Annotated in this window: 27 protein-coding genes; 10 read left to right on the forward strand and 17 right to left on the reverse strand. The window is 41.9% G+C overall.

Going from position 1 to position 23,916, the window contains the following annotated elements:
• Window positions 1-608 precede the first annotated feature (608 nt).
• The 3 genes from FTT71_RS10795 to def all read right to left on the reverse strand — a co-directional run bounded on the left by FTT71_RS10795 (window position 609) and on the right by def (window position 3,796).
• A complete protein-coding gene (locus FTT71_RS10795) occupies window positions 609-2,660 on the reverse strand; it encodes a TonB-dependent copper receptor (protein WP_180160945.1) in 2,052 nt (683 codons plus the stop codon).
• Between the two features lie 63 nt (window positions 2,661-2,723).
• A complete protein-coding gene (locus FTT71_RS10800) occupies window positions 2,724-3,158 on the reverse strand; it encodes a DUF2946 family protein (protein ID WP_154321168.1) in 435 nt (144 codons plus the stop codon).
• A gap of 107 nt (window positions 3,159-3,265) precedes the next feature.
• Window positions 3,266-3,796, reverse strand: a complete 531-nt coding sequence (gene def / locus FTT71_RS10805; protein WP_154321169.1) for a peptide deformylase — start codon at window positions 3,794-3,796, stop codon at window positions 3,266-3,268.
• A 121-nt stretch (window positions 3,797-3,917) separates the two neighbouring features.
• On the opposite strand from def, the gene FTT71_RS10810 reads away from it, so the two are divergent.
• The 3 genes from FTT71_RS10810 to FTT71_RS10820 are packed head-to-tail and all read left to right on the forward strand — an operon-like array spanning window position 3,918 to window position 6,934.
• Window positions 3,918-5,075 (forward strand): LysM peptidoglycan-binding domain-containing protein, encoded by a 1,158-nt coding sequence (locus FTT71_RS10810; protein WP_180160946.1) that lies wholly within the window; start codon window positions 3,918-3,920, stop codon window positions 5,073-5,075.
• Window positions 5,076-5,092: 17 nt separating this feature from the next.
• A complete protein-coding gene (gene dprA, locus FTT71_RS10815) occupies window positions 5,093-6,316 on the forward strand; it encodes a DNA-processing protein DprA (protein ID WP_180160947.1) in 1,224 nt (407 codons plus the stop codon).
• A gap of 48 nt (window positions 6,317-6,364) precedes the next feature.
• Window positions 6,365-6,934, forward strand: coding sequence for an L-threonylcarbamoyladenylate synthase (locus FTT71_RS10820; protein ID WP_004970120.1), 570 nt, complete (start codon window positions 6,365-6,367; stop codon window positions 6,932-6,934).
• A gap of 34 nt (window positions 6,935-6,968) precedes the next feature.
• On the opposite strand, the gene FTT71_RS10825 is transcribed toward FTT71_RS10820, so the two are convergent.
• Window positions 6,969-8,027, reverse strand: a complete 1,059-nt coding sequence (locus FTT71_RS10825) for an RNA-guided endonuclease TnpB family protein (protein WP_180160948.1) — start codon at window positions 8,025-8,027, stop codon at window positions 6,969-6,971.
• A 131-nt stretch (window positions 8,028-8,158) separates the two neighbouring features.
• Between FTT71_RS10825 and FTT71_RS10830 the strand changes: the two genes are divergently transcribed.
• Window positions 8,159-8,452 carry a hypothetical protein gene (locus FTT71_RS10830; RefSeq protein WP_004970123.1) on the forward strand — a complete coding sequence of 98 codons (294 nt, stop codon included), beginning with the start codon at window positions 8,159-8,161 and terminating at the stop codon, window positions 8,450-8,452.
• An 85-nt stretch (window positions 8,453-8,537) separates the two neighbouring features.
• Here FTT71_RS10830 and FTT71_RS10835 read toward each other — a convergent pair whose 3' ends face one another.
• Window positions 8,538-9,446 (reverse strand): DMT family transporter, encoded by a 909-nt coding sequence (locus FTT71_RS10835; protein ID WP_096902732.1) that lies wholly within the window; start codon window positions 9,444-9,446, stop codon window positions 8,538-8,540.
• A 285-nt stretch (window positions 9,447-9,731) separates the two neighbouring features.
• Here FTT71_RS10835 and FTT71_RS10840 point away from each other — a divergent pair, with 285 nt between their 5' ends.
• Both FTT71_RS10840 and FTT71_RS10845 read left to right on the forward strand, forming a co-directional pair.
• A complete protein-coding gene (locus tag FTT71_RS10840) occupies window positions 9,732-10,277 on the forward strand; it encodes a glutathione peroxidase (RefSeq protein WP_004970127.1) in 546 nt (181 codons plus the stop codon).
• A 324-nt stretch (window positions 10,278-10,601) separates the two neighbouring features.
• A complete protein-coding gene (locus FTT71_RS10845; RefSeq protein ID WP_154321292.1) occupies window positions 10,602-11,192 on the forward strand; it encodes a hypothetical protein in 591 nt (196 codons plus the stop codon).
• Window positions 11,193-11,271: 79 nt separating this feature from the next.
• On the opposite strand, the gene FTT71_RS10850 is transcribed toward FTT71_RS10845, so the two are convergent.
• From FTT71_RS10850 to FTT71_RS10895, 10 genes are all read right to left on the reverse strand, one after another.
• Entirely contained in the window at window positions 11,272-11,691 is a 420-nt protein-coding gene (locus FTT71_RS10850; RefSeq protein WP_004970132.1) for a F0F1 ATP synthase subunit epsilon, read from the reverse strand.
• 27 nt (window positions 11,692-11,718) lie between these two features.
• Complete coding sequence (atpD, locus tag FTT71_RS10855; RefSeq protein ID WP_004970134.1) at window positions 11,719-13,113, reverse strand: F0F1 ATP synthase subunit beta; 1,395 nt, start codon at window positions 13,111-13,113, stop codon at window positions 11,719-11,721.
• A gap of 29 nt (window positions 13,114-13,142) precedes the next feature.
• The gene (atpG, locus tag FTT71_RS10860; protein WP_004970136.1) at window positions 13,143-14,012 is read right to left on the reverse strand and encodes a F0F1 ATP synthase subunit gamma; all 870 of its coding nucleotides are present in this window, start codon (window positions 14,010-14,012) and stop codon (window positions 13,143-13,145) included.
• A gap of 83 nt (window positions 14,013-14,095) precedes the next feature.
• Window positions 14,096-15,640, reverse strand: coding sequence for a F0F1 ATP synthase subunit alpha (atpA, locus tag FTT71_RS10865; protein ID WP_004970138.1), 1,545 nt, complete (start codon window positions 15,638-15,640; stop codon window positions 14,096-14,098).
• Between the two features lie 40 nt (window positions 15,641-15,680).
• Entirely contained in the window at window positions 15,681-16,217 is a 537-nt protein-coding gene (locus FTT71_RS10870; RefSeq protein WP_004970141.1) for a F0F1 ATP synthase subunit delta, read from the reverse strand.
• A 14-nt stretch (window positions 16,218-16,231) separates the two neighbouring features.
• On the reverse strand, window positions 16,232-16,702 hold the full coding sequence (locus tag FTT71_RS10875; RefSeq protein ID WP_004970142.1) for a F0F1 ATP synthase subunit B: 471 nt from the start codon (window positions 16,700-16,702) through the stop codon (window positions 16,232-16,234).
• Between the two features lie 39 nt (window positions 16,703-16,741).
• A complete protein-coding gene (gene atpE / locus FTT71_RS10880) occupies window positions 16,742-16,987 on the reverse strand; it encodes a F0F1 ATP synthase subunit C (protein WP_000424060.1) in 246 nt (81 codons plus the stop codon).
• 85 nt (window positions 16,988-17,072) lie between these two features.
• Complete coding sequence (atpB, locus tag FTT71_RS10885; protein WP_004970145.1) at window positions 17,073-17,948, reverse strand: F0F1 ATP synthase subunit A; 876 nt, start codon at window positions 17,946-17,948, stop codon at window positions 17,073-17,075.
• Window positions 17,949-18,051: 103 nt separating this feature from the next.
• Window positions 18,052-18,450, reverse strand: coding sequence for an ATP synthase subunit I (locus FTT71_RS10890; protein WP_004970147.1), 399 nt, complete (start codon window positions 18,448-18,450; stop codon window positions 18,052-18,054).
• Window positions 18,451-18,622: 172 nt separating this feature from the next.
• Window positions 18,623-19,462 carry a metal ABC transporter solute-binding protein, Zn/Mn family gene (locus FTT71_RS10895; RefSeq protein WP_180160949.1) on the reverse strand — a complete coding sequence of 280 codons (840 nt, stop codon included), beginning with the start codon at window positions 19,460-19,462 and terminating at the stop codon, window positions 18,623-18,625.
• A 135-nt stretch (window positions 19,463-19,597) separates the two neighbouring features.
• Between FTT71_RS10895 and FTT71_RS10900 the strand changes: the two genes are divergently transcribed.
• Genes FTT71_RS10900 through znuB form a run of 3 tightly spaced genes read left to right on the forward strand, consistent with a single transcriptional unit; the run spans window position 19,598 to window position 21,660 of the window.
• A complete protein-coding gene (locus FTT71_RS10900) occupies window positions 19,598-20,092 on the forward strand; it encodes a transcriptional repressor (protein ID WP_004970151.1) in 495 nt (164 codons plus the stop codon).
• A complete protein-coding gene (gene znuC, locus FTT71_RS10905) occupies window positions 20,068-20,856 on the forward strand; it encodes a zinc ABC transporter ATP-binding protein ZnuC (protein WP_004970152.1) in 789 nt (262 codons plus the stop codon). The genes FTT71_RS10900 and znuC overlap by 25 nt, the downstream gene beginning before the upstream one ends.
• A gap of 3 nt (window positions 20,857-20,859) precedes the next feature.
• Complete coding sequence (gene znuB, locus FTT71_RS10910) at window positions 20,860-21,660, forward strand: zinc ABC transporter permease subunit ZnuB (RefSeq protein WP_004970154.1); 801 nt, start codon at window positions 20,860-20,862, stop codon at window positions 21,658-21,660.
• On the opposite strand, the gene FTT71_RS10915 is transcribed toward znuB, so the two are convergent.
• Together FTT71_RS10915 and FTT71_RS10920 are read right to left on the reverse strand one after the other, a co-directional pair.
• Window positions 21,657-22,055 (reverse strand): hypothetical protein, encoded by a 399-nt coding sequence (locus tag FTT71_RS10915; protein ID WP_136144785.1) that lies wholly within the window; start codon window positions 22,053-22,055, stop codon window positions 21,657-21,659. The genes znuB and FTT71_RS10915 overlap by 4 nt on opposite strands.
• Window positions 22,056-22,166: 111 nt before the next feature.
• A complete protein-coding gene (locus FTT71_RS10920) occupies window positions 22,167-22,787 on the reverse strand; it encodes a LysE family transporter (RefSeq protein WP_154321171.1) in 621 nt (206 codons plus the stop codon).
• A gap of 159 nt (window positions 22,788-22,946) precedes the next feature.
• Between FTT71_RS10920 and FTT71_RS10925 the strand changes: the two genes are divergently transcribed.
• A complete protein-coding gene (locus tag FTT71_RS10925) occupies window positions 22,947-23,867 on the forward strand; it encodes a Dyp-type peroxidase (protein ID WP_180160950.1) in 921 nt (306 codons plus the stop codon).
• Window positions 23,868-23,916: the final 49 nt, after the last annotated feature.

The following is a 23,916-nucleotide window of genomic DNA, read 5'->3' on the forward strand; positions in this document are numbered from 1 at the left end:
TCAGTTAAAATCATTTTGAAGCTTTAATCTAAACTTCCAAATCTGGCTCATCAATTTTCTGACTTAAATTTCGCTCAAATAAACTTCGAGTAATTTAAACCAATCAATCAATGAAATATGTTCGATCGATCAATCAGTAAAAATCCACACAAGTTGTTCTTCATAATCTCTTAATGATCTTCTCGATGCTTCGTCAGCATCAAGCTAGGTCGGCTATATTACGCTTTATTTCCATAAAGTCAACATGCAATGTTGATTTTATTTTCAAACCCATCTACTCAAAACAAACTCAATTAATCTTAAATCAATCAACCAAGCTATTGTTTTTCAACAAGTTTTTATCAACATCGCCGCCGATGGATGTGCATTATAGGCCAAATATTTTGCCATGCAAGGCTTTTTGTAAAAGAAATATATCGAGTGTTTATTTTATAAACCCCAAAACAGATAAGCCACTGTTTTGTCTCATAAATTTATTTTAATAAAAATCTGTGCAATTCTTCAAAATACAATCACAAGATTTAATCTATTGTTTTATATGAAATTATTCTAATAAAAAAGTAAAAAGCAGAGCCTAAGCCCTGCTTTTGGTTTAAATAAAGTTCAAATTAGAACTTCATACTGATACGCGCCCAATAGTTACGGCCAATATTGTTAAATTGCTCATTCGCAGCAAAACCCAAACCCGCATTACCCATTTTGTTTAGATGCTCGGTATAAGTTTTATCCAGTACGTTATCAATACCCACAGACACATCAACACTTTTATTGAGGTTATAGCTGCCGTTTAAAGACAATACGCCAAAGCCACTGCTTTCTTTCACATCATAGCCCACGATATTACCTTCACGTTCGCTAATACGACTTTGACCATCAACAACACGTAATAATGCACCTAAAGTATATTTATCCTGAACATAGCGCAGGTTTAAACGCCCTTCCAAAGGTGAAATTTGTGGCAACGGCGTATTGTCCGTAGTGTTTTCACCCCACGCATACATGGCACTCACATCAGCCTGTAAAGCATCGGTAAATTGATAAGCAATACCAACTTCTGCACCTGCAATCGTTGCATCCACATTGCGAGTATGCGCCTCTAAAGGATTTTCTTTACTCTGAGGCTTGTTTTCATCTCTCAGTTTGTAATTCGTCAAAATATAATCATTAATTAAACCTGCATAAGCCGATGCCCAAGAGCTGAATGCACCATGTTCATGTTGATAGCCAAAGTCCAATTGAAGGGTTTTTTCAGTATCAATGTGATTAAACGTATTTTTATTTCCGTTACCCGACAGAGGACTAAACAATTCCCAATAATCAGGCATACGCTCTACATAGCCCAAACCGACATAAGTTTTAGCATCATGGTGCGGATGTTGATTTTCCAAACGAATAAAGCCACTTGGCAAAGTTTCTTTACGTTGTTGAGCTGTTTGCACTGCGTCTACTTCAATTTGATCAATACGCACACCTGTGACTAACTTGTTTTGATCGTTGAATTGATAACCAAGCTCACCAAAACCTCCTATAGATTGAAACTCCATATCCACAGTACGAGGCAAATTTTTATAGCTGTTCATTCTGCCTTTACGACCACTATGCTCATTATTTTGAGTATCAACACCTGTCACAAAGTCAACTTTATCCCACTCATGTGTCACCGCCATACGTGCATTCAACATTTTACGTGCCACATTATTTGCCATAGGATGCATCATCCCCCCTGCAGGATTGAACGCACGCAGACTAAAGTTATCCATCACGTGATCGTTAAAACTATAATTCACCTGTGCTTCAATTTTCTTAATCACATCGGTAATATTTTTCTTTTCTACACGTAAACCTAAACTTTCACGGTCAAATTCAGCACCATCCATTGTACGGCCCGCATAAACCACTTCAGCATCACCACGACCACCTGTCAGTTCTAGCCAAGTGTTTTCATCGGGTGTCCAACCTAAAGCGACATCAGCATTCCAACGCTCCCAATCCGAAGGAACAGTTGTACCATTGCCATCTTTATAGCTGTCTGCTACAGAACGGTTGGCGTTTAAACGGATGTATTTCTGCTCATCACCCGCAGCCGCTTCAACATTATGATCTAAACGGCCAAATGACCCCATCAAGACACTGGCTTGGCCACGATAGTTTTGACCTTCACCAAATTGCTCAGGCTTACGCTCAAACAATACCGTTGCTGCCGAACCTGTGTTGGCATATTGCACCGTTTGCGGGCCTTTAATGACGGTAATTTCATCAAAACTTTCTGGTGAAATATAAGAGGTTGGTGAATCCATACGACTCGGGCATGCACCTAAGTTTTCAGAACCATCGGTTAAAATTTTAATACGTGAACCAAACATGCCGCGGAAGGTCACATCGCCATTGGTACCCGCACCACTGTTGACAGCACTAAAGCCAACTATGCTTTGCAAATAGTCTGCACCATCTGTGGCTGGAATCGGCTGAATGGGTTGTTTTGGATTAGCACGAACCACCAAACCATTGGCATCATTGCCCTGTTGTGCGGTTGCAACAATAGGCGCAAGACTATGCGTATTCGCAGACAGCATACTTTGATCGGCAAACGCACTTGCTGAATAGCAGGCAACACAAACTGCAGCCGCAATGGGCTGTAATAAAAATTTAGGCTGAGCCATTTTATTTCTCACTTCAAAACATAAATACAGTTAGGGTCAAAGCAGACCCGAAAAACATTGAATTTATGCAAAGTGAGGTGGAGCACGCCCCTGCGGAAGTAAAAAGAGTTGCTGAAGTGCAAACCAAACGTGTTGAAAACGTTTTTGGAAAGCCAAAAGACGTACCTGAATGCGATCAAGCACCTCTTTAAGCTCTAATTCAGGTGGCAAGACCAAGTTGCCATAGACCGTACAATACTGACATTGATGTGAAGCATCGTGATGATGATGTTCATGCTGTACGGTCAGTTGCTGATCATCGGTCTGTGATGTAGATGAATGTGCAGTATGCGAAGAATTTGTATGCACTGCGTGGGCTTGTGGCAACAAAAGTGCTCGCGTGATGGTTTCACAGACTGGCGCAACTTGATATTGCTCAGGCAGCAAAGGCTGTAAAAATACAGCAATCTGTAAAAAAACTGCGATAAATGAAAGCAGTAAGCCACTACGCAACAACAAAAACATCTATCCTGAATTTGTGTGGCGCAAGTATAACAAAGCCCAATCGAAATTGGGCTGATTTTTATGCTTTGGTCTAAACATGGACAACTAGATTGTGGTTTGTTTTAACGCTTCACAGCAACTTTTTCTTTCTGACGCTGGCGCACTACTTTTTCCACTTTTTCACGGGCACGCTGTCTTTTGAGTGGTGATAAATAATCGACAAATAATTTACCATTTAAGTGATCCATTTCATGTTGGATACAAACAGCGAGAAGTTGATCTGCTTCTAGCTCAAAGGTTTGACCCTCAAGGTTAATCGCTTCAATTTTTACACGTGACGGACGCTCAACTTTGTCGTATATTTGAGGCACTGACAAACACCCTTCTTCATACGGTTGGGTCTCTTCAGTCAATGGGGTAACTTTGGGGTTAATGAAGACCATGGGTTGATCTTTATTTTCAGATAAATCCATGACAATCAGCTGAATATGATGATCTACCTGTGTCGCTGCTAGACCAATTCCTGGTGCGGCATACATAGTTTCAAACATATCTGCAGCAAGCTGACGAATTTCGTCGGTCACTTCTTCAACTGGTTTGGCAATGGTACGCAAACGGGGATCCGGGAAACTTAAAATAGGTAATAAGGCCATGGGACGTCCTCACTTATATGCCATTGATCAAAAAACCGAATGAAGGAATGCTTCATCAAAAAAATGTGTGTAAGATCGTTATTATAACGCAACTACATACATAATTTTAGGAATTATGATAATGAAAAAGGTTTTGACAGACACATCCTCTTTTCGTGTCTTGGGGTTTAAAAAGCAAGTTTTAGCGCTCGCTGTATGTCTCACTGTGGGACTTGGGGCAATGAGTGTGGCTGAAGCAGCACCTGCACGAAATATTAATCCGCCTGCTTTAAAAGCCAATGCACCGAATGTGTATGTGGTGAAAAAAGGCGATACTTTGTGGGATATTTCTAAAAAATTCCTGAATAATCCACTACGCTGGCCTGAAATTTGGGCAAGTAACCGTCACGTAAAAAATCCACACTGGATTTTCCCAGGTGACCGTTTGTTGATGTGTACCTACGAAGGTCGCCCTATTATTGGTAAAGATGAAGGCGATGGCTGTGAAGGCATTATTCGTCGTTATGCAGGCAAGAGCACCAATTTACAGCCGCAAATTCGCGTGGAGTCTTTAAATAATACCATTCCTGTGATTCCACTTGACTACATCAAACACTGGTTAGAGCGCAGCAGCATTATTGCCGCAGATGCGTTACAAGGCACACCATATATTTTAGGTACTTCTGATCAACGTGTTTTAGCTGCTAAAGGTCAAAGTGTGTATGCACGTGGTGCAGGTCTGGAAGTAGGTCAACGCTACGGTGTATATCGTGAAGGCGAACCGTACATGCTGACCGATGCCAATGGTCAAAAATTCAATGCAGGCATTGAACTCACTCAAGTTGCTGCAGGTATTGCAGTACGTGGTGAAAATGACATCACCACACTTGAATTGACCGATACCTACAATGCCGAAGTGCGTCGTGGTGATCGCGTCTTACCAATTTATGACCCAATGCTGCCAACCTTGTTCTACCCAACGCATGCTGAAAATGTCAGCACAGGTGGTCAGGTGCTACGTGTGATGGGTTCGATTGGTACTGCAGCAAAACACAGTGTTGTGGCAATTGATCGCGGTACATTACATGGCGTGCAATCTGGTCATGTGTTTAGCGTAGCGCAAAAAGGCGAAGTGGTCACCGACCCGAAAACCAAAGAACGTGTTCAGCTTCCAGGCGAACGTATTGGCAATATCATGGTCTTCAAGAGCTTTGACCACATTAGCTATGCCTATGTTTTAGACAGTGAATTACCAATTAAAGTCGGTGCGAGCTTACAAGCACCACGAATGGACGACTAAAACGGTTTAAGATGGTGATGTTGAATTCATTCAGCCCACAGCAAATCAACTACATTTTGTTGTGGTATTTGGTTCAACATTCACTGTCTAGTTTTTCCAAACTCGTACAACATTATGGTTCCGTGGCTGCCGCAGTGCAGCCCGAACACCTCCTCACATGGTCAGATGTGCGCATTCATGCCAACCATCTACAACGCGCCAAAGAATATCTCAGCCCAACAGGGCAACTCGCCTTTGAACAATGTCTGAATCAACTGCAACAGCAGTGCGATTTTATTCTAACTTTGGACGATGCGGACTATCCCAATCAGTTACGACCCTATTCCAACAAGCCACCCATTTTATTTGGGCAAGGCAATGCACAGGCTTTGTTGCAAGCGCAAATTGCGATTGTCGGCAGTCGCAAAGCCAGCCCGCATGGTCGGCAAGTGGCTTATGATTTTGCTTATTATTTAAGTGAACAAGGGTTCTTTATCAATAGTGGTTTGGCACAAGGTATTGATGAAGCCGCACATCAAGGTGCTTTGCAACATCAACGTACCATTGCAGTCATGGGCACAGGTTTGGACAACACTTATCCAAGTGCACATCACAGCCTGCGCCAAAAAATTGTAGAATCTGGTGGTGCTGTGATTACGGAGTTTTTACCACAGACTAAGCCCTTACAGCAACATTTTCCACGACGTAACCGTATTGTCAGTGGACTAAGTTTAGGCGTGATTGTTGCTGAAGCCAGTTTAAATAGTGGCTCGCTGATTACCGCGAAACTGGCAGCAGAGCAAGGCAAATTAATTTTTGCCATTCCAGGACATATTTACAGTGAATTTCATCAAGGTTGCCACCAATTGATTCGTGAAGGTGCAATTTTAGTGGATCATCCTGAACAAGTGATTGAAGATTTAGCCCTACCCACCCAATGGCAATATCAACAAAACCAAATAGCATCAAGCCAAAATCAGACTACAGCAGCTTCAACAAAAGCAAAATTATCTACACCACCGACTGAAGCAATACTTCAAACCACCACAACAAAAACAGCAGATACAAGTACACCGCATATTCCCGAGCATTTATTGGCACTGTATCAACAACTGGATTGGGTCGGACAAAGCATCGATCACTTGGCACAGCAACTGAATTTAGATATTGCCACACTCACCAGCGCATTAATGGAACTGGAACTCATGGGCTTCTGTTTACAACAATCAGGTTTATATCTGCGTTGTCGTCCACTCAAATAAGGTTCACAATAAGCGCCTATTTCACGTTTCTGTTTAGGTAAAACTCCCATGATTACAACTTCTGTCACCGAAGCCGCTGCATGTCTACAACAAGGACAGGTACTGGCCTATCCTACAGAGGCGGTTTGGGGATTGGGATGTGATCCATATAATCAACAGGCATTTTTGGAAATTTTGCGTCTGAAACAGCGTCCGATTGAAAAAGGTGTGATTTTACTGGCAGGACATCTGTCACAAGTAGAGCATTTGCTGCAGGATTTAAACCCCGAAATGCGAGATCGCGTAATTGCGTCATGGACGAATACTTATCCCACAGATCGAGCAACCACCTGGCTATTACCCAGCACAGCCGCAATTCCAGAGTGGATTACAGGTCAACACCCCAAAGTAGCGGTGCGCGTAACCAATCATCCTTTATGTATGGCGTTATGCCATGCCTTTGATGGCTTTATTGTATCGACCAGTGCCAATCCTGCGGGACTTGCCCCTGCACGCTCTTTGCAAGAGACAACGCAATATTTCCATCAACAATTGCACTACTTAAATGGTGATTTGGGTTTAAGCCAGCAACCTAGCCGTATTTTAGATGCAGAGAGTGGGGCAGTGATTCGCGCCTAGCTTTAGACAAATTTTAGTTGACATCCTCCCCGACCTAAAGGACGGAGATTCCTACTGCTAGACGCTCATGTCCGAGCGCAAGAATATTCAGTGCGGAATTTACATCCCGATCATGGAGCGTACCGCACTCCACACACTGCCACTCTCTTATTCCAAGTCCTGCTCTACCTTCCGGACTACTGGAGCGTGAGCCACAGCACGAACAAATTTGGGTGGTATAGGCTTCATTGACTTCTTCATAACATACCCCTGCGTTCTCGCATTTATACTTGAGCATGGTTCTTAGTGTTGTCCAACTGGCATCTAGCACTGATTTAGCCAATCTGGTTTGTGCTAATGCTTTGGCATTCACATTGCCAACGAAGATGGCTGCATGTTCATTCACCAGTTTTCGGCTGAATTGATGCAGCATGTTTTGTCTTACATTTTTAATCTTGGCATGGATGGCTTTGACACGTTTCTTATTTTTTGCACGTTGAGCAATACCAAGTTTTTGTTCATATTGCCGATAGATTTGAGGTGCTTTAAGTTTTACGCCATCTGAACAAGTCGCTAAATCTTTTAAACCTAAATCTATGCCAATTGAGGTTTTAGCGTTGTTTTTTTCTATTTTGACTGCATCAACTACAAGACAAACATACCAACGTCCACGACTATCTTCTACGAATGTGCCTGTTTTGATATTGTATTGACTTAATCCGTAACTATCCCATAGTTTAAATTGATGCTTGCCATATTCAACATAGCCATCAGCATATTTGATTGCAACCTTTTTAAACGGTATCCAACCCAGTGAACGTCTAGCTGATTGTTTATTACTGACACGCCATTTTAGTTTTGCTTTTTTGAACTGCTTGTGTCTTGTGACCAATTCTTCTGTCACTGCCTGAATAGTTTGACTGTGCAAGTTGCATTCTTTCGATGTGCCTTTCGTGTATTTTGCAAGGTCGTATGCTGAAAAGAATTGTTGTTTACGTTGTAGATGCTTAAAACACAAATCATTGACATAATTCCAGACAAAATTTACTTCGGATGCTAACTGATTTAGCACCTTGCAATGTTTGTCTTTTATGCGTAATTTGAGTGTCTTCATCCAATTATTTTAACAGTATTTTTCTTAATAGTGACTATAGTACAAGTATTTAAAACGACATTTCGTGTCGTTCATATGGTTTACTCCAGTCGCTTATATCCTCGTGCTGAACCACGAGGTTTTACGCTCCAGTGGATAAAAAAAAGCTCAACCATATAGGGATGGTTGAGCATAAAAAGGATGTGTATAAAAGCACATCCAGAGGGTTTGAAAATCTTGCTGCAAATGATATTTCACTGATTATTGAATACAGTGGATCGTTTTCAGTACGTGAATTATGGAGTAATTTAGTCGACTATACAAATAGATTTTTCCTATTAATCCAAGACAAATATTCAATGAAAGATTCATCTTTTTTTCTTAACAATTTAAATTATCTTACTATTTTTACAATTATTTTAGAAAAATTAAAAAAACTGTCATAATTCATAACACTCAATACTGTATAAATTTTGAATAAAAGGCATTTTAAATACACCTTTATGTGATCAAAAAAAACACCAATTAAACTCAACTTTTTGCTTGAATGTGTACGCGTGCTTTCATTTGTGCCAACACAATACCCGTTAAAATAATCAATCCACCGATACTGTGATAACTCCCCCACACTTCTGCCAACCAAAAATATGCAATGATAGCCGTGAAAACAGGCATCAAATTCATAAAAATACTGGTGCGATTTGGCCCTAAATATTGAACGGCCAACATCCATACCAAAGGTGCAATAATTGAAGGAAATATACCTGCATACAGCACACTTAAACCATTTTGGCTATTTAAATGATCCAAGCCGAACCACAAAATAAATGGCAGATGGTAAAGTAAGGCGAATATAATTTGCACATAAAGACTCAGCATGAGCGGCAATTTTAAATTCCATTTCTTTAAAAACACCCCATAAAAGGCGTAAAAAAATACCGCCAAAACCATGAGCATATCGCCCGCATGTCCTGTCAGCTGACTGAGTTGACGCAAATCTCCTTGTGCAATCACATACAACAAACCCGAAAATGAAATAATGCAGCCCAAAACCGCAAATCGTGTCGGAATGTCTTTTAAGATCAGCAATGAAACCAAAACCGTAAACATGGGAATAAACGCATTAATAATGCCCATATTGGTTGCAGTGGTGTAATTGGCTGCGGTATAGCTTAGACCTTGATACAGCACCAAACCAAAAGCACTAAGCACTGCCAACTGTTTCAAATGTGGACGAATCAACTCACGCTGCTGCCAAACTTTGGGCAATATCCACGGGGTTAAAATCAGAAAAGCAATCAACCAGCGATAAAAACTGATACTGACGGGTGAAATATACTCCGCCACATACCTCGTTACTGCAATATTTAAAGACCAAATCAATACCGCAATCAATGGCAATAAAATTGCCCAAAATACGCCTTTATCTGACCGTATCATGTATTCATCATCCTTGTTGTACCAAACAGCATACCTGCTGTGAAACCCTTTTCTATAACTGACTTGTGATGCAAAGTGCTAAAAACCCAGTGTCTATTTATGGCACTTTTCGCTCGATTTATCCATCAATAAAATAAAATGCAGATACGAATTACATTTTTCTGCGCAATATCACGGCTATGCGGGATTCCATCAGTGTCGTAAATTTCTTTGCTATAAAACTTGCTGTACCCAAAAATTACAGTTACAACAGTAGCGGTAAAATACAGATTCTAGGAAGCAACTATGCGCACTTCAGTTTATGACATTGCAGTAAAAACCAATCAGGGTACGGAAACCACATTAAATCAATATGCAGGAAAAGTGTTGTTGATCGTGAACGTGGCATCAAAATGTGGCTTAACCCCGCAATACGAAGGCTTACAGCAACTCTACGCAGCAAAACAGGCACAAGGCTTAGAAATTTTAGCCTTTCCATCGAATGATTTCTTGGCACAAGAACCGGGCAGCGATACAGAAATTCAGGAATTTTGCTCACTGAATTATCAGGTGAGTTTTCCATTGTTTGCTAAAATTCCAGTCGTGGGTGCAGAAAAACATCCTCTCTACACGGCTTTAACGCAAGCAATTCCTGAACGTATTGGTGAAGGCCCATGGTGGAAAGATTTGGTTGATTACGGCTTAACCCCAAATGAACCACCTGAAGTATTGTGGAACTTTGAAAAGTTTTTGGTGAATAAACAAGGTGAAGTGGTGGCGCGTTTTGCCCCAGATTTAACCGCAGATGACCCGCGCATTGTAGAAGCGATTGAGGCTGAATTGGCTAAATAATTTTTTATTCAGCAAGTTAAAGAGTTCTTTCATAAATTCTCTTTAAATCAATAATTCAGCTCCCTCATCCTCTTGCGGAATATATTCCTCATCCTGAGCCATATATGGCGCAAGAGAAGGGACTATCAATATCAATTCGACGCATTACTTATGATCATTTTTCTTTTATGAAAGAAGTGTAATTCATAGGAGTTTCTTTAAAACTCCTATTTTTTTTGATTTAGACAAAAAAATTAAGATTTGTTATTGCTTTGCAACAATCTGTTTTTTATTCATATTTTCGTTTTATATTCATTCTCAATGAGTACCAAAAATCACATGAATATGAAAAATGTATCTTCGAAGACACTACTTCCGTTTGCACTATTGAGTTCTGCCTTGCTACTCAGCGCCTGTGATCAAATGAACACGCCGCAAACGCAAACAACTAATCAAGATGATTCCAACGCATCATCCAACAGCAATACAAACCCAACCAACGCTCCATTAAGCAGTGGCAATATGTTCTATATTGTGCGCGATGTGGCTGATCTACAGCTCAAAGCAGGTCAATATGTCGAACAACTAAATCAAACCAAGTCTGAATTGCAAACCGCTGTAGATGCGCAAGATCCACAACAATTACAAATTGCAGCGACTCAATTACAACAGCAGTTACAAGGCTTCAATCAAACACTAAGCAGCCTAGACTTAAAAACACAGGAAATTGATACCATCCGTCAAAACTTATTGGCTGCCAATCAGCAAGTTTTGGCTTCACCATTTTTAAATGGACAAGTCGATTTAAGCAAAGTGGACTTTAAGAAACTGGAACAGCAAATGGGGAGTATTCAAGCTGAAATGCTAAAACTGGCGGGGATGATTTTACAAGGTGAGTCAAATCAGCCTACTGAAACTACCAATACAGCATCTTAAGCAAAGATAAGGCTTCAATTCCAAACAGCATAAAAAAAGCCACTCTTTCGAGTGGCTTTTTTCAATCTTAAACCGACAATTAAAGTGCGCGGTTTTTGATTTTGCGGATGGTTTCCAACTGTGCAGCAGTTTCTGCCAAAGCAGCCAAAGCAGCAGCAGAGTCCAAATCGCTCTTTTGATTTGCCAACAATTGTTCAGCGTGTTTACGCGCTTCAATAATTGCCGCTTCATCTAAGTTTTCTGCACGAACTGCAGTATCTGCAAGAATCGTAACAACATGCGGTTGAACTTCTAGAACGCCACCAGATACATAGATTAATTCTTCTGTACCATTTTCCAGCAGAACGCGGATTGCACCCGGCTGAAGCAAAGTTACCAGTGGTGCGTGACCCGGCATAATACCGAGTTCACCGCCAGCACCTTTTGCAATTAGCATAGTCACAGTGCCCGAGTACAAAGACTCTTTTACACTTACAACATCACATTGCATAGTCGCCATGAGAATCTCCTAAATTAGAGCTGCTAATTAAAGTTTCTCGGCTTTAGCAATCACTTCGTCAATACCACCAACCATATAGAACGCTTGTTCTGGGATATGATCGTATTCACCAGCTAGAAGACCTTTAAAGCCACGAATTGTATCTTTAAGCGGTACAAGTTTACCAGGCGCGCCAGTAAATACTTCAGCTACGTGGAACGGTTGAGAGAAGAAACGTTGGATCTTACGTGCACGGTATACAGTAAGTTTGTCTTCTTCTGACAATTCGTCCATACCAAGAATTGCGATAATGTCTTTCAATTCTTTATAACGTTGAAGAACGTTTTGAACTGAACGAGCAATTTCGTAATGCTCAGTACCAACAACTAATGGATCTAACTGACGTGAAGTTGAGTCTAGTGGATCGATCGCAGGGTAAATACCTTGAGATGCAATATCACGGCTCAATACTACAGTTGCGTCTAAGTGCGCGAACGTTGTAGCAGGTGATGGGTCAGTCAAGTCATCGGCAGGTACGTATACAGCTTGAATAGATGTAATCGAACCAGACTTAGTTGAAGTAATACGTTCTTGAAGAACACCCATCTCTTCTGCAAGTGTAGGCTGATAACCTACTGCAGATGGCATACGACCTAGAAGTGCTGATACTTCAGTACCTGCTAGTGTATAACGGTAGATGTTGTCTACGAACAATAATACGTCACGACCTTTACCGTTCTCATCTTTTTGATCACGGAAGTACTCAGCCATAGTCAAACCAGTTAACGCTACGCGTAAACGGTTACCAGGTGGCTCGTTCATCTGACCGTAGACCATTGCTACTTTGTCAAGAACGTTAGAGTCTTTCATTTCGTGATAGAAGTCGTTACCTTCACGAGTACGCTCACCAACACCAGCGAATACAGATAAACCTGAGTGCGCTTTAGCGATGTTGTTGATCAACTCCATCATATTTACGGTTTTACCAACACCCGCACCACCGAACAGACCAACTTTACCACCTTTCGCGAACGGGCAAAGTAAGTCAATGACTTTAATACCAGTTTCTAAAAGGTCAGTAGAAGCCGCTTGTTCTGCATAAGAAGGCGCTTGACGGTGAATTGGTAAACGCTCTTCAGTTGCAACTGGACCAGCTTCGTCGATAGGGCGACCAAGAACGTCCATGATACGACCAAGTGTCGCTGTACCTACTGGTACAGAGATTGGCGCGTTAGTGTTAGTTACGTTCAAACCACGCTTAAGGCCTTCAGTAGAACCCATTGCAATAGTACGAACTACGCCATCACCAAGTTGTTGCTGAACTTCTAATGTAGTTTCAGTACCGTCAACTTGGAGAGCGTCATAGATCTTAGGAACGCTGTTGCGTTCAAACTCGACGTCGATAACCGCGCCGATGATCTGAATGATACGACCGCCACTCATTGCTGTCTCCTCAATTCAAACTAATAATGTTAAACGGCAGCGGCACCACCAACGATTTCAGAAATTTCCTGAGTAATCGCGGCTTGACGCAGCTTGTTATAAATAAGTTGTAGGCTCTTGATCAGTTCACCTGCGTTATCTGTTGCAGCTTTCATTGCAACCATACGCGCAGACTGTTCACATGCGATGTTTTCAATCACACCTTGATAAACCATAGACTCGATGTAACGAACCAATAAACCATTTAACAGCTCTTCAGCTTCTGGTTCATAGATATAATCCCAACCGTATTGACGGTTAAGAGTCTTGTTTTCTTCAGCAGATGCTAAAGGAACAAGTTGTTCGATTTTCTGATCTTGAGTCATGGCATTGACAAAGCCGTTTGACACGAGGTAAATGCGATCTAACTCGCCTTTATCGTACGCATCTAACATCACTTGCACAGAGCCAGATAACTGTTCAAGACTTGGCGCGTCACCTACGTTTGTAGTTGCACCAAGCACTTTACCGCCGTAGTTTTTAAAAAACGAAACCGCTTTTTGACCAATTAAAGCAAACTGAACTTCAATTGACTGCTCTTGTTGTTGCTGTACATGCTTTACAACTTTCTTGAACAAGTTAATGTTCAAGCCACCTGCCAAACCACGATCTGAAGACACGATGATATAACCAACGCGTTTTACAGGGCGTTCAATCATATAACGGTGTTTGTATTCAGGGTTCGCCTGTACCAAATGAGCAATTACACGGTGCATATTTTCGGCATACGGACGGCCTTGAGCCATGCGCTCTTGCGCACGACGCATCTTAGAAGCAGCAACCATTTGCATCGCGCGAGTAATCTTTTGCGTGCTCTTGATACTAGCAACTTTGGCGCGAATTTCTTTTAAATTTGCCATACGCTTAACCTAGTATTCGAAAGCCCTTTCAGGCTTCCGAAGGTTGATTCCGTGAACCAAACCCCTAACTAGCCAATGCTAAATTAGTAAGTTTGAGTCGCTTTAAAGCTTTCAATACCTGCTTTGATTGCAGCTTCGATGTCTTTGTTGAAATCACCAGTTTCATCGATTTGTTGCATTAACGCAGCATGTTCTGAACGGAAGTAAGAAATTAACGCAGCATCAAAGTCTACGATTTTCTTCACTTCTACGTCAGCCATGTAGCCTTCGTTAGATGCATAAACTGAAACAGCTTGGTCAGCAATTGAGTATGGCGCATATTGTTTCTGCTTCATTAACTCAGTTACACGTTGACCATGTTCAAGTTGCTTACGAGTTGCTTCGTCAAGGTCAGAAGCGAACTGAGCAAACGCTGCCAATTCACGGTATTGCGCCAAAGCGGTACGGATACCACCAGACAATTTTTTGATGATCTTAGTTTGAGCAGAACCACCAACACGCGATACAGAAATACCCGCGTTCACAGCAGGACGGATACCCGCGTTGAATAATGATGTTTCTAAGAAGATCTGACCATCTGTAATCGAAATTACGTTGGTTGGTACGAATGCAGATACGTCACCTGCTTGAGTTTCAATAATCGGCAATGCAGTTAAAGAACCAGTTTGACCTTTAACTTCACCGTTAGTGAATTTCTCAACGTAGTCAGCAGATACACGAGAAGCACGCTCAAGTAGACGCGAGTGTAGATAGAACACGTCACCTGGATACGCTTCACGACCTGGTGGACGACGTAAAAGCAATGAAATTTGACGATACGCAACAGCTTGCTTAGACAAGTCATCATAAATGATTAACGCGTCTTCACCACGGTCACGGTAGTATTCACCCATTGTACAACCAGAGTACGGAGCTAAATACAGCATTGCTGCTGGATCAGATGCACCTGCTGCGACAACAGTGGTATACGCCATAGCGCCAGTTTCTTCTAGCTTACGTACTACGTTTGCGATAGTCGATTGTTTTTGACCAATTGCTACGTATACACACTTAATGCCAGAGTTTTTCTGAGCGATGATCGCATCGATCGCCATTGCTGTTTTACCAGTTTGACGGTCACCAATGATCAACTCACGTTGACCACGGCCTACAGGGATCATGGTATCAACTGATTTATAACCAGTTTGAACAGGTTGATCCACTGATTGACGCCAAATTACGCCTGGTGCTACTTTTTCTACAGCATCAGTTAATTTTGCATCAATAGGGCCTTTACCATCAATTGGGTTACCCAAAGCATCTACCACACGGCCTAAAAGTTCTGGACCAACCGGAACTTCTAATACACGACCTGTGCAACGTGCTTTTTGACCTTCTTGAAGGCTTAAGTAGTTACCTAAAACAACGACGCCCACTGAATCCTGTTCTAGGTTCAGTGCCATACCAAATAAGCCGCCGTCGAATTCGATCATTTCACCGTACATTGCATCAGCAAGGCCGTGAATGCGCACAATACCGTCGGATACCATAACAATGGTACCTTCGTTTTTAGCGGTCGCGCTGGTGTCCAGATCGCCGATACGCTGTTTAATGAGCGCACTGATCTCGGATGGATTCAGTTGTTGCATTGCGCTATACCTCAATCTTTTATTAGTTCAGTCTTCGCAATTAAGCTAAAAGACGTGTCCGCATTTTTTCAAGCTTGTTAAGCGCAGAATCATCTATCACTTGGTCGCCTGCACGAATAACCACACCCGCAATTAACGCTGGGTTCACTTCTACAGAAACATTTACTGCCGCAGCGAAACGTTTTTCTAACGCTTGAGCAAGAATTTGTTCTTGTACAGAAGTCAATGGGAATGCTGATTCAATCACAACATCCACAGTATTGTTATTCTGTGATTTGAGCTGTTCGTATTCTGCTTGAATTTCAGGAAGCAAAGCCAAACGGTTGTTTTCAGCAAGCAATGTCAAAAAGTTTGACACTGCTGCAGTTTGGTCTTCACCTAAAACTTTGGCAAAAATACTCACCTGCTCAGCAGGCGTAAGCTCAGGGCGATTTAAGTAAGCTGAAAATGCTTCGTCTTGCACCGCAGCACTGAGCAAGTTAAGTGCTGTTGACCAATTGTCAGTTGCACCTTGCTCAGAAGCGTAAGCAAATGCTGCTTTAGCGTATGGGCGTGCCAACGTCAAGAGTTCAGCCATAATCTGCCTCTCTCTTAAAGTTTAGCAGCCAGCTGAGTCAGCATGGCATTGTGAGCTTCTGCGTCAACTTGCTGGCTAAGAATTTTCTCTGCACCAGTTACTGCAAGCGCAGCTACTTGTTGACGTAATTCTTCGCGAGCAGAATTGATTTCTGTATCAACAGCTTCTTTCGCTTGTTGACGAATACGCTCACCTTCAGCAGATGCTTGGGTACGCGCTTCTTCTACCAATTGTGCTGCACGACGATTCGCTTGTTCGATCAATTGAGCCGCTTGTGCTTTAGCTGCATCTAATTCAGCTTTCACTTGAGCTTGCGCATCGGCAAGATCAGCTTTGGCTTTCTCAGCTGCATTTAAGCCGTCAGCAATACGACGCTGACGCTCACTAATCGCATTGATTAGTGGTGGCCATACAAACTTCATGCAGAATGCGACGAAAATCGCAAATGCAATCGCTTGGCCAAACAATGTGAGGTTGATATTCATTGCAAATTCCTCAAATAGTGAATTTCGGAATTAAGCTGATTAACCTACAAATGGATTAGCGAAGATGAAGAACAAGCCAATACCAACACCGATCATAGGCACAGCATCAAGAAGACCTGCGATTAAGAACATACGAGTTTGAAGTTGTGGAGCCAATTCTGGTTGACGAGCAACAGCTTCAAGGAAGCGACCGCCTAAAAGACCAAAACCAATCGCAGTACCTAAAGCACCGAAAGCGATCAAGATAGCAGATGCAATTGCAACTAGACCTAAAGTGAGTTCCATGATAATTCCTCAGAGGTTAGGTTTTATACCAAATTAAGTTAAAAAATTGTGTGCCCAACCGCCCGATGACAGTTAGGCCATACCATTAATGCTTTTCGCTTGCCATGCTCATGTACACGATAGTCAACATCATGAAAATGAATGCTTGTAGCGTAATAATCAAAATGTGGAAAATCGCCCAAGGCACAGACAATGCCCACTGGATCCAGAACGGTAATAACGCGATAAGAATGAAGATTAACTCACCCGCATACATGTTACCGAACAGTCGTAGAGCCAATGAAACTGGTCGCGCCAAGAAAGTAGTTAATTCCAACAATAAGTTGAATGGAATTAAAAGCACTTTAGCAACTGGATTACTTGGGTTGAATGGGTTAAGTGCCAACTCACCAACGAAGCCGCCAACACCTTTCTCACGAATACTATAGAAAATAATTAAGAAGAATACAGAAATAGACATACCTAAGGTAATGTTTGGATCTGTAGTCGGAACAATTTTAAAGTAAACCTGATGAGGGTCCACACCCAGCATAGATGCAATCGCCTGTTGAGCTACATAAGGAATAAAGTCAACAGGGATTAAATCCATCAAGTTCATGAGGAAAATCCACACGAAAATGGTTAATGCTAAGGGTGCAATTAATCGAGACTTCCCATGGAAGGTATCACGTACACTTGAATCCACAAACTCGATAATCACTTCAATTACTGACTGGAATTTACCAGGCACGCCTGAATTTGCAGCTTTCGCAACAATCCAGAACAATAAACAGAAGATCAGACCAAGTCCGATAGACCAACCCATTGAATCCAAGTGAATAGCAGTGAACCCCATCTGTTGAGCTTCTTCAGCAGACTCAGCCAACTTCCATGAACCGTCTGGCATTTTGCCATAGGTCATATTGGTCAAGTGATGCTTGATATACTCGGTCGAAGTAAGGGCATGTTCTTCAGCAGCCATAAATCACACCTGGTCAATGTAAAAAAACTAATAGAACAAACGAACATCGCGTGCTGCTTGATATCTCGCCTATTCCTGAAAAACTTTTCAATTTTTGCTGCGTTTAGACTCGTTTTTGTAATCGTGACACCCAAAATGGCGCAACCCACGACATGCTTTGAACGAGCATAAAACCACAAAACAATGCCACCGGGGATAACGGCTGTACATTGCTTAAAATTAAAATGAATCCTACGATCACGATTGCAAACTTACCGAGCATTCCTCTATACATGTTCGAAAGAACCTGTCTGGACGCTCGTGCACCTGCTGCTCGAAACGACTGCCATGAAAAATAACAACTTGCCAACCAACAAACACTAGCACCAAGTGCAGCGCTTAAGGCAGCCGTTGAGTCTTTCAAGACCCACGCTATCAGGGCTGAAACTGGAATCATGAATGCTTGTAAGAAGACCAAAGCTTTAGCTAATCGTCGGTCAATCAAGCGACTAGTTCGGCTCATTTTTTTATCCACTCACAGCATTAATGCTTGACAAGTTCAACTGATGATCGTTTTTTATCGCAGGCATTATAGAGTTAGCCCCCTGAACATGCAATCGTTTCCCGACCTTAGTCGTGTTTTTTTGCATGTTTGTCTCGGAATTGTCATATTTCAATTTTGCTTAAAAAACGCATCATTTTCGTGCATTTAATACACAAGCCTTGGTTTGCTTGGCTAATTGCTGCCACGCTTGCACAAAATCATCTGCACCGCGCATGCTTTCATCGACCTTTTGAAACACAATTGGATTCAATTTCATATACTGATTTTTACTGGCATGTCCTTCTGCAAGTAGGCACATTTTTGGATTTGGTCGGTGATCGTTCAAATATTTAATTTGTGCGACTGTTGGCGCAATATGCGGATCATTGGTCATCGACCCAGAAAATTCTAAATTTAAGGCACGTTCTAAATATTGATAGGCATCGTGATAAGCCCAATATGGCTGTACTGCAGTTTGAGTCTGAAACCGACTTGCACTTTTGAATAAACTCTGTGCGAAGGCACGTGCGTTGTTCCAATAAGCATCGCGATGTTCAGGCATTTGCTGAGAACGTAACGCGGCAATAAAGAAGCCGATACGCACCGCATTGTTTGGGTCTAGCCAGACATGGCTGTCTACTGTATTTTTTAATGCTGCACCACGTTCTGAACGCTGCGGCAAAGTTTTCATAATGCCCGTATCTAATAAAGCAATCGCTTTAGGATTTTGATGTAATACACGTTCTAGCGGTGCTTCATGCGCCTTACCTAGCCAAATAATTAAATCCGCATCTTGGATGATTTTTCGATGTGCAGGCGTGAGCGATACATCATGCCCTGTTTGATCTGCCAGTAATAACGTGGGTGTTTCGATATTTTGCGTGACTTTTTGGGCAATCAAATAGATAGGATGGGTAGACACCACCAAAGCCTGCGCCATGCTGACAGTACTGCATAACGCTAAAAGACAGAAACTAAATAAACGAAACATTGCGGCATATCACGAAAAATCGACAAATGTTATAATATAACAAATTTATAAAAATACCTACGTATAATCGAAACTAATAACGCTTCATGCTAAGATTTACTGTCGTTTTTCTTTTAAAGTTCAACTGGGGTGGCTATGAGCTTATGTTCGCACGAGCATCACAATGCATTACATGGCGTTCACGACCATCACAATGTCGATCAACGTCTTGCCGAAGCTGAAAGTTTATGTGCGGCAACAGGTGCTCGTTTAACACCGCTACGTAAAGAAGTGTTGGAACTCATTCTCAAGGCATCTGCACCAATGGGTGCTTATGATTTATTGGCGAAAATTAAAAGTGAGTCTGATCGTCCTGCAGCACCGCCAACGGTGTACCGTACTTTGGATTTTTTACTGGAAAAAGGACTAATTCACCGTTTGACTTCAATCAATGCCTATATTCCTTGCTGTCATCCACGTGAAGGACACCAAGCGGCTTTTTTGATCTGTACTGAATGTAAAGTCGTTAAAGAAGCTTCAGCGCAAGGTTTATTAGAGCAATTAGATCAGTTGGCAGCCTCTGACCGCTTTAGCCCGCATCACAGCATTATTGAGATTTCTGGAAAATGTCAGCAGTGCAACAGCAAATAACCACTGCACCGCTCATCGCCTTGCACAATATTCAGGTGCGAATAGATGAGCGCGATATTTTAAAAAATGTCGATTTTGAATTGCATGCACATGAAATTGTCACGCTAATTGGCCCCAATGGCGCAGGAAAATCGACTCTAATTAAAGTCTTGCTTGGCATTGTCAAACCAAATGCAGGCAAGCTCGTAAATGCTCGCAAATTGACCTTTTCTTATGTGCCGCAAAAGTTTAATCCTTCACACAGCTTGCCTTTAAGAGTGAAAGATTTACTGGCTTTAGAAAAATGCCCAGACGCAATTAAAGCAGAAATTATCCGCGATACTGGCATTGCCAAACTGCAAGATTCAAAAGTACAACAACTGTCTGGTGGTGAGCGGCAACGGGTGCTATTGGCACGCGCCTTATTACGTCAACCTGATGTTTTAGTACTGGATGAGCCGATGCAAGGACTAGATATTCAGTCCGAAGCTGAACTGTATGACTATGTGCGCAACTTACCCAGCAAATATGGCTGTGCGGTATTGATGGTGTCGCATGATTTGCAATGGGTCATGCAAGGCACGCATCGTGTGGTATGTTTAAATAAACACATTTGCTGTAGCGGCTTGCCCGAAAATGTACAGCAACATCCTGAATACCAAGCTATTTTTGGAACCAATCGGGTGTTTTATCAACATCACCATGAACACTGCGCACATGGTGATCATGCCGAGCCTTGTCAGCATGATTCACGTCCTCATATTCACCCTGAACCGGAAGCTTAACCCATGATGGATTGGCTACAATTGCTGTTACCTGCATGGATCATGGGCAGTTTATTGGTATTTTTGACCGCCCCACTTGGCTGTTTAATGCTGTGGCGACGTATGTCCTTTTTTGCCGATACGATGGCGCATGGCACCTTATTAGGTGTGGCGATTGCAGGCGCGTTGAGTTTACCTCTGTGGATGGGTGTGACCTTCTTGGCATTATTATTGGTGGGTGTTTTATGGATTTTACATGATCCACGGTTGCCGAATGATGCATTATTGGCGCTCTGCTCTGCAACATTGCTCTGTTCAGGTTTGCTTTTTATTCAGCATATTCCAAGTTTGCGTCCTGAATTGCTGAGCTATTTATTTGGCGATTTACTCACGATTTCATGGGCAGATTTACCTGTATTTGCCCTAGTGATTATTGTTGCTTTAGCGGTGCTGTATAAATTTTGGCAGGCACAAATTCAAATTGCAATTGACCCTGATATTGCGGTCAGTGAAGGCGTGAATGCCCAATGGCAACGCCTGATTTTTATGTTGTTGTTGGCATTATTTACCGTATTGGCTTTACGTGCAGTCGGTTCTTTATTGATGGGCGCATTGTTGGTGATTCCCGCTTTAACCGCACGTTTATTGGCTCACTCGCCTAAACAAATGGTGATTTGGGCATTTATTGTGGCGCAAATTGCAGTCAGCGTAGGTTTATGGTCAAGTGCGGGCTTAAATATTTCGACAGGTTTAAGTATTGTGATGACTATGGCGATCATTTTTGCGGTGATTTTTAGCGTTCAAAAAGTCAGAAAGATAGCTTAGTTTTTCGTTAATGAATATCTATATTTTTGTATTGCAGCAATGAGCATTACGACCAAAAATGGCAGTATATACGCTATCCACAGTGCTATATCACTATGAATCACTTGCTGTAAAAGACTCAATTGCTGCTGACTTTCTGAAACAGCATTCCAATCTATCTTTTGTAGATAAAACATTGCATGAATGGCAATCAACAACACAGCCGTAATATTAATCAACACCACACTTTGCCACACCGTATGTTTAAAATAAGTTTGCAAGGCGGCAAATACAAAAGAAAAAATCAAATTGATACTCAAATGTGCCATCAAAGCAATTGGCCAAAACACGCTATCTACTGAAAACTGAATTGCTAATCCAATTGCAATTAAAGTTGAAAAACTTAAAAGCAACATGCTGATCCACCAATGTTGCCAATAAAGTGCTCGCGGAATACATTTTATTTTCAACGTATGTCTCAATCTATTTTTATAATTACAGCGTACACTTTTGTGTAATTGAAGACATTACTGATGCACCAAACTCAACAAAAACGCAGCACCTGCAAACAATGCAGCAAAAGTACGATTCATAAATTTTTGCTGCTTCGGTGATCTTAACAAACGCAAAACTTTTGCAGCCAAGCCCGTATAGCCCGCCATCACAATCAAATCAATACTAATCATGGTCAGTGCCATAATTGCATATTGCGTCCATTGCGGTTTAGATAAATCTAAAAATTGCGGTAAAACTGCCAATAAAAACACAATTGCTTTGGGATTGCTCATATTAACCAGAAAGCCGTACATCACCAATTTTCCAGCAGATTTGCGCGTCAACTCATGCTGAATTTCAATCGACTGTGCAGGCGCTACCCATTGCAAATACGCCAGATATAACAAATATGCCACACCAAACCATTTCACAATTAGAAATGCCCAAGGTGTTGTCGCAAATAATACCCCTGCCCCTGCGGCTACAATCGCGATTTGCAATAATAAAGCGAGTTGTAGACCAATCGCATTCCAATACCCATGTCGAAAACCATAATTCAAACCACTCGACATCGAGGCAATCGCACCCGCGCCAGGTGAAACACTAATCACCCAACAGGCCAACATAAACGCAATCCAAACTTGATAAGACATATATCGCCGCTTTTCACAAGACAGTGCATTATATGATATTTCACTTAATCTCATGACTAAAAACGTTGAATAAAATCGGGTTCAGGCTATTAAGCCTGCATGCAATCAGGCACAATAAAGTCAACTTTATAGAAAACAACAAATTTTCAGGAGCTATACATGACTGCCCAATCTGTAATTTTGCCACTACCTTCAGATCATGCTCGCTTTCTTGTACTTCGTTTAAAAGACTTAAGCATTACTGAGTTAAAAGAAAAATTGGCTGACTTGTTTAGCACACGGGATCGTTTGATTACCCAACATCCACATGCCCAAATTAAAACTGGCGTTGCTTTTGGCCCTGAACTTTGGGCACAGCTCTATCAGCAATCTCCAGAGGGTTTTAAACAATTACAACCAATTCAAGGTGCGTACCCAATGCCTGTCGTGCCTGCCGATGTGATCATTCACCTCGCCAGTACACGTGCGGATATTTGCTTTGCACTCAGTCAGGCATTCTTTGAGGGGATTCAAGACAAAATTGAGGTCTTGGATGAACGGGTCTGTTTCCGTTATTTTGATGGACGCGACATGACGGGCTTTATTGATGGTACCGAAAATCCACAATTTCCAGATGATCGTGCCGAAGTTGCACTTTTAGGCGAAGATGCAGGCGTGTTTGCCGATGGTTCATTTATTTTTGCACAGCGCTATTGCCACGATTTAGAAAAATGGAAAAAGCTCAAAGTCGATGCCCAAGAACACGTGATTGGACGTACCAAGCTAGAATCGATTGAATTAGATGAAGATGTACAACCTGAAAATTCGCACGTTTCACGTACTGTCGTTGAAGATGATGCAGGCGATGAGATGGAAATTTTGCGTCACTCGCTGCCTTATGGCGATGGTCAGGGCGATCAGGGTTTATTCTTTATTGCTTATACCAAAGATTTGAGCATTATTGATGCCATGTTAGAACGTATGTTTGGTACTTCAGGTGATGGCATCCATGACCGTTTATTGCACTTTGTGACTGCCATGGATGGCGCATATTACTTTGCCCCAAGTGAGGAGCTGCTAGAAGAAGTTTTGGAAGGTTGATCAAAGCTATCATGAAGTTGCTACAAAGCGACTTCATGAGGATTATCCT

It is taken from the genome of Acinetobacter sp. YH01004 (genome assembly GCF_013420455.1).
GTDB classification, from domain to species: domain Bacteria; phylum Pseudomonadota; class Gammaproteobacteria; order Pseudomonadales; family Moraxellaceae; genus Acinetobacter; species Acinetobacter towneri.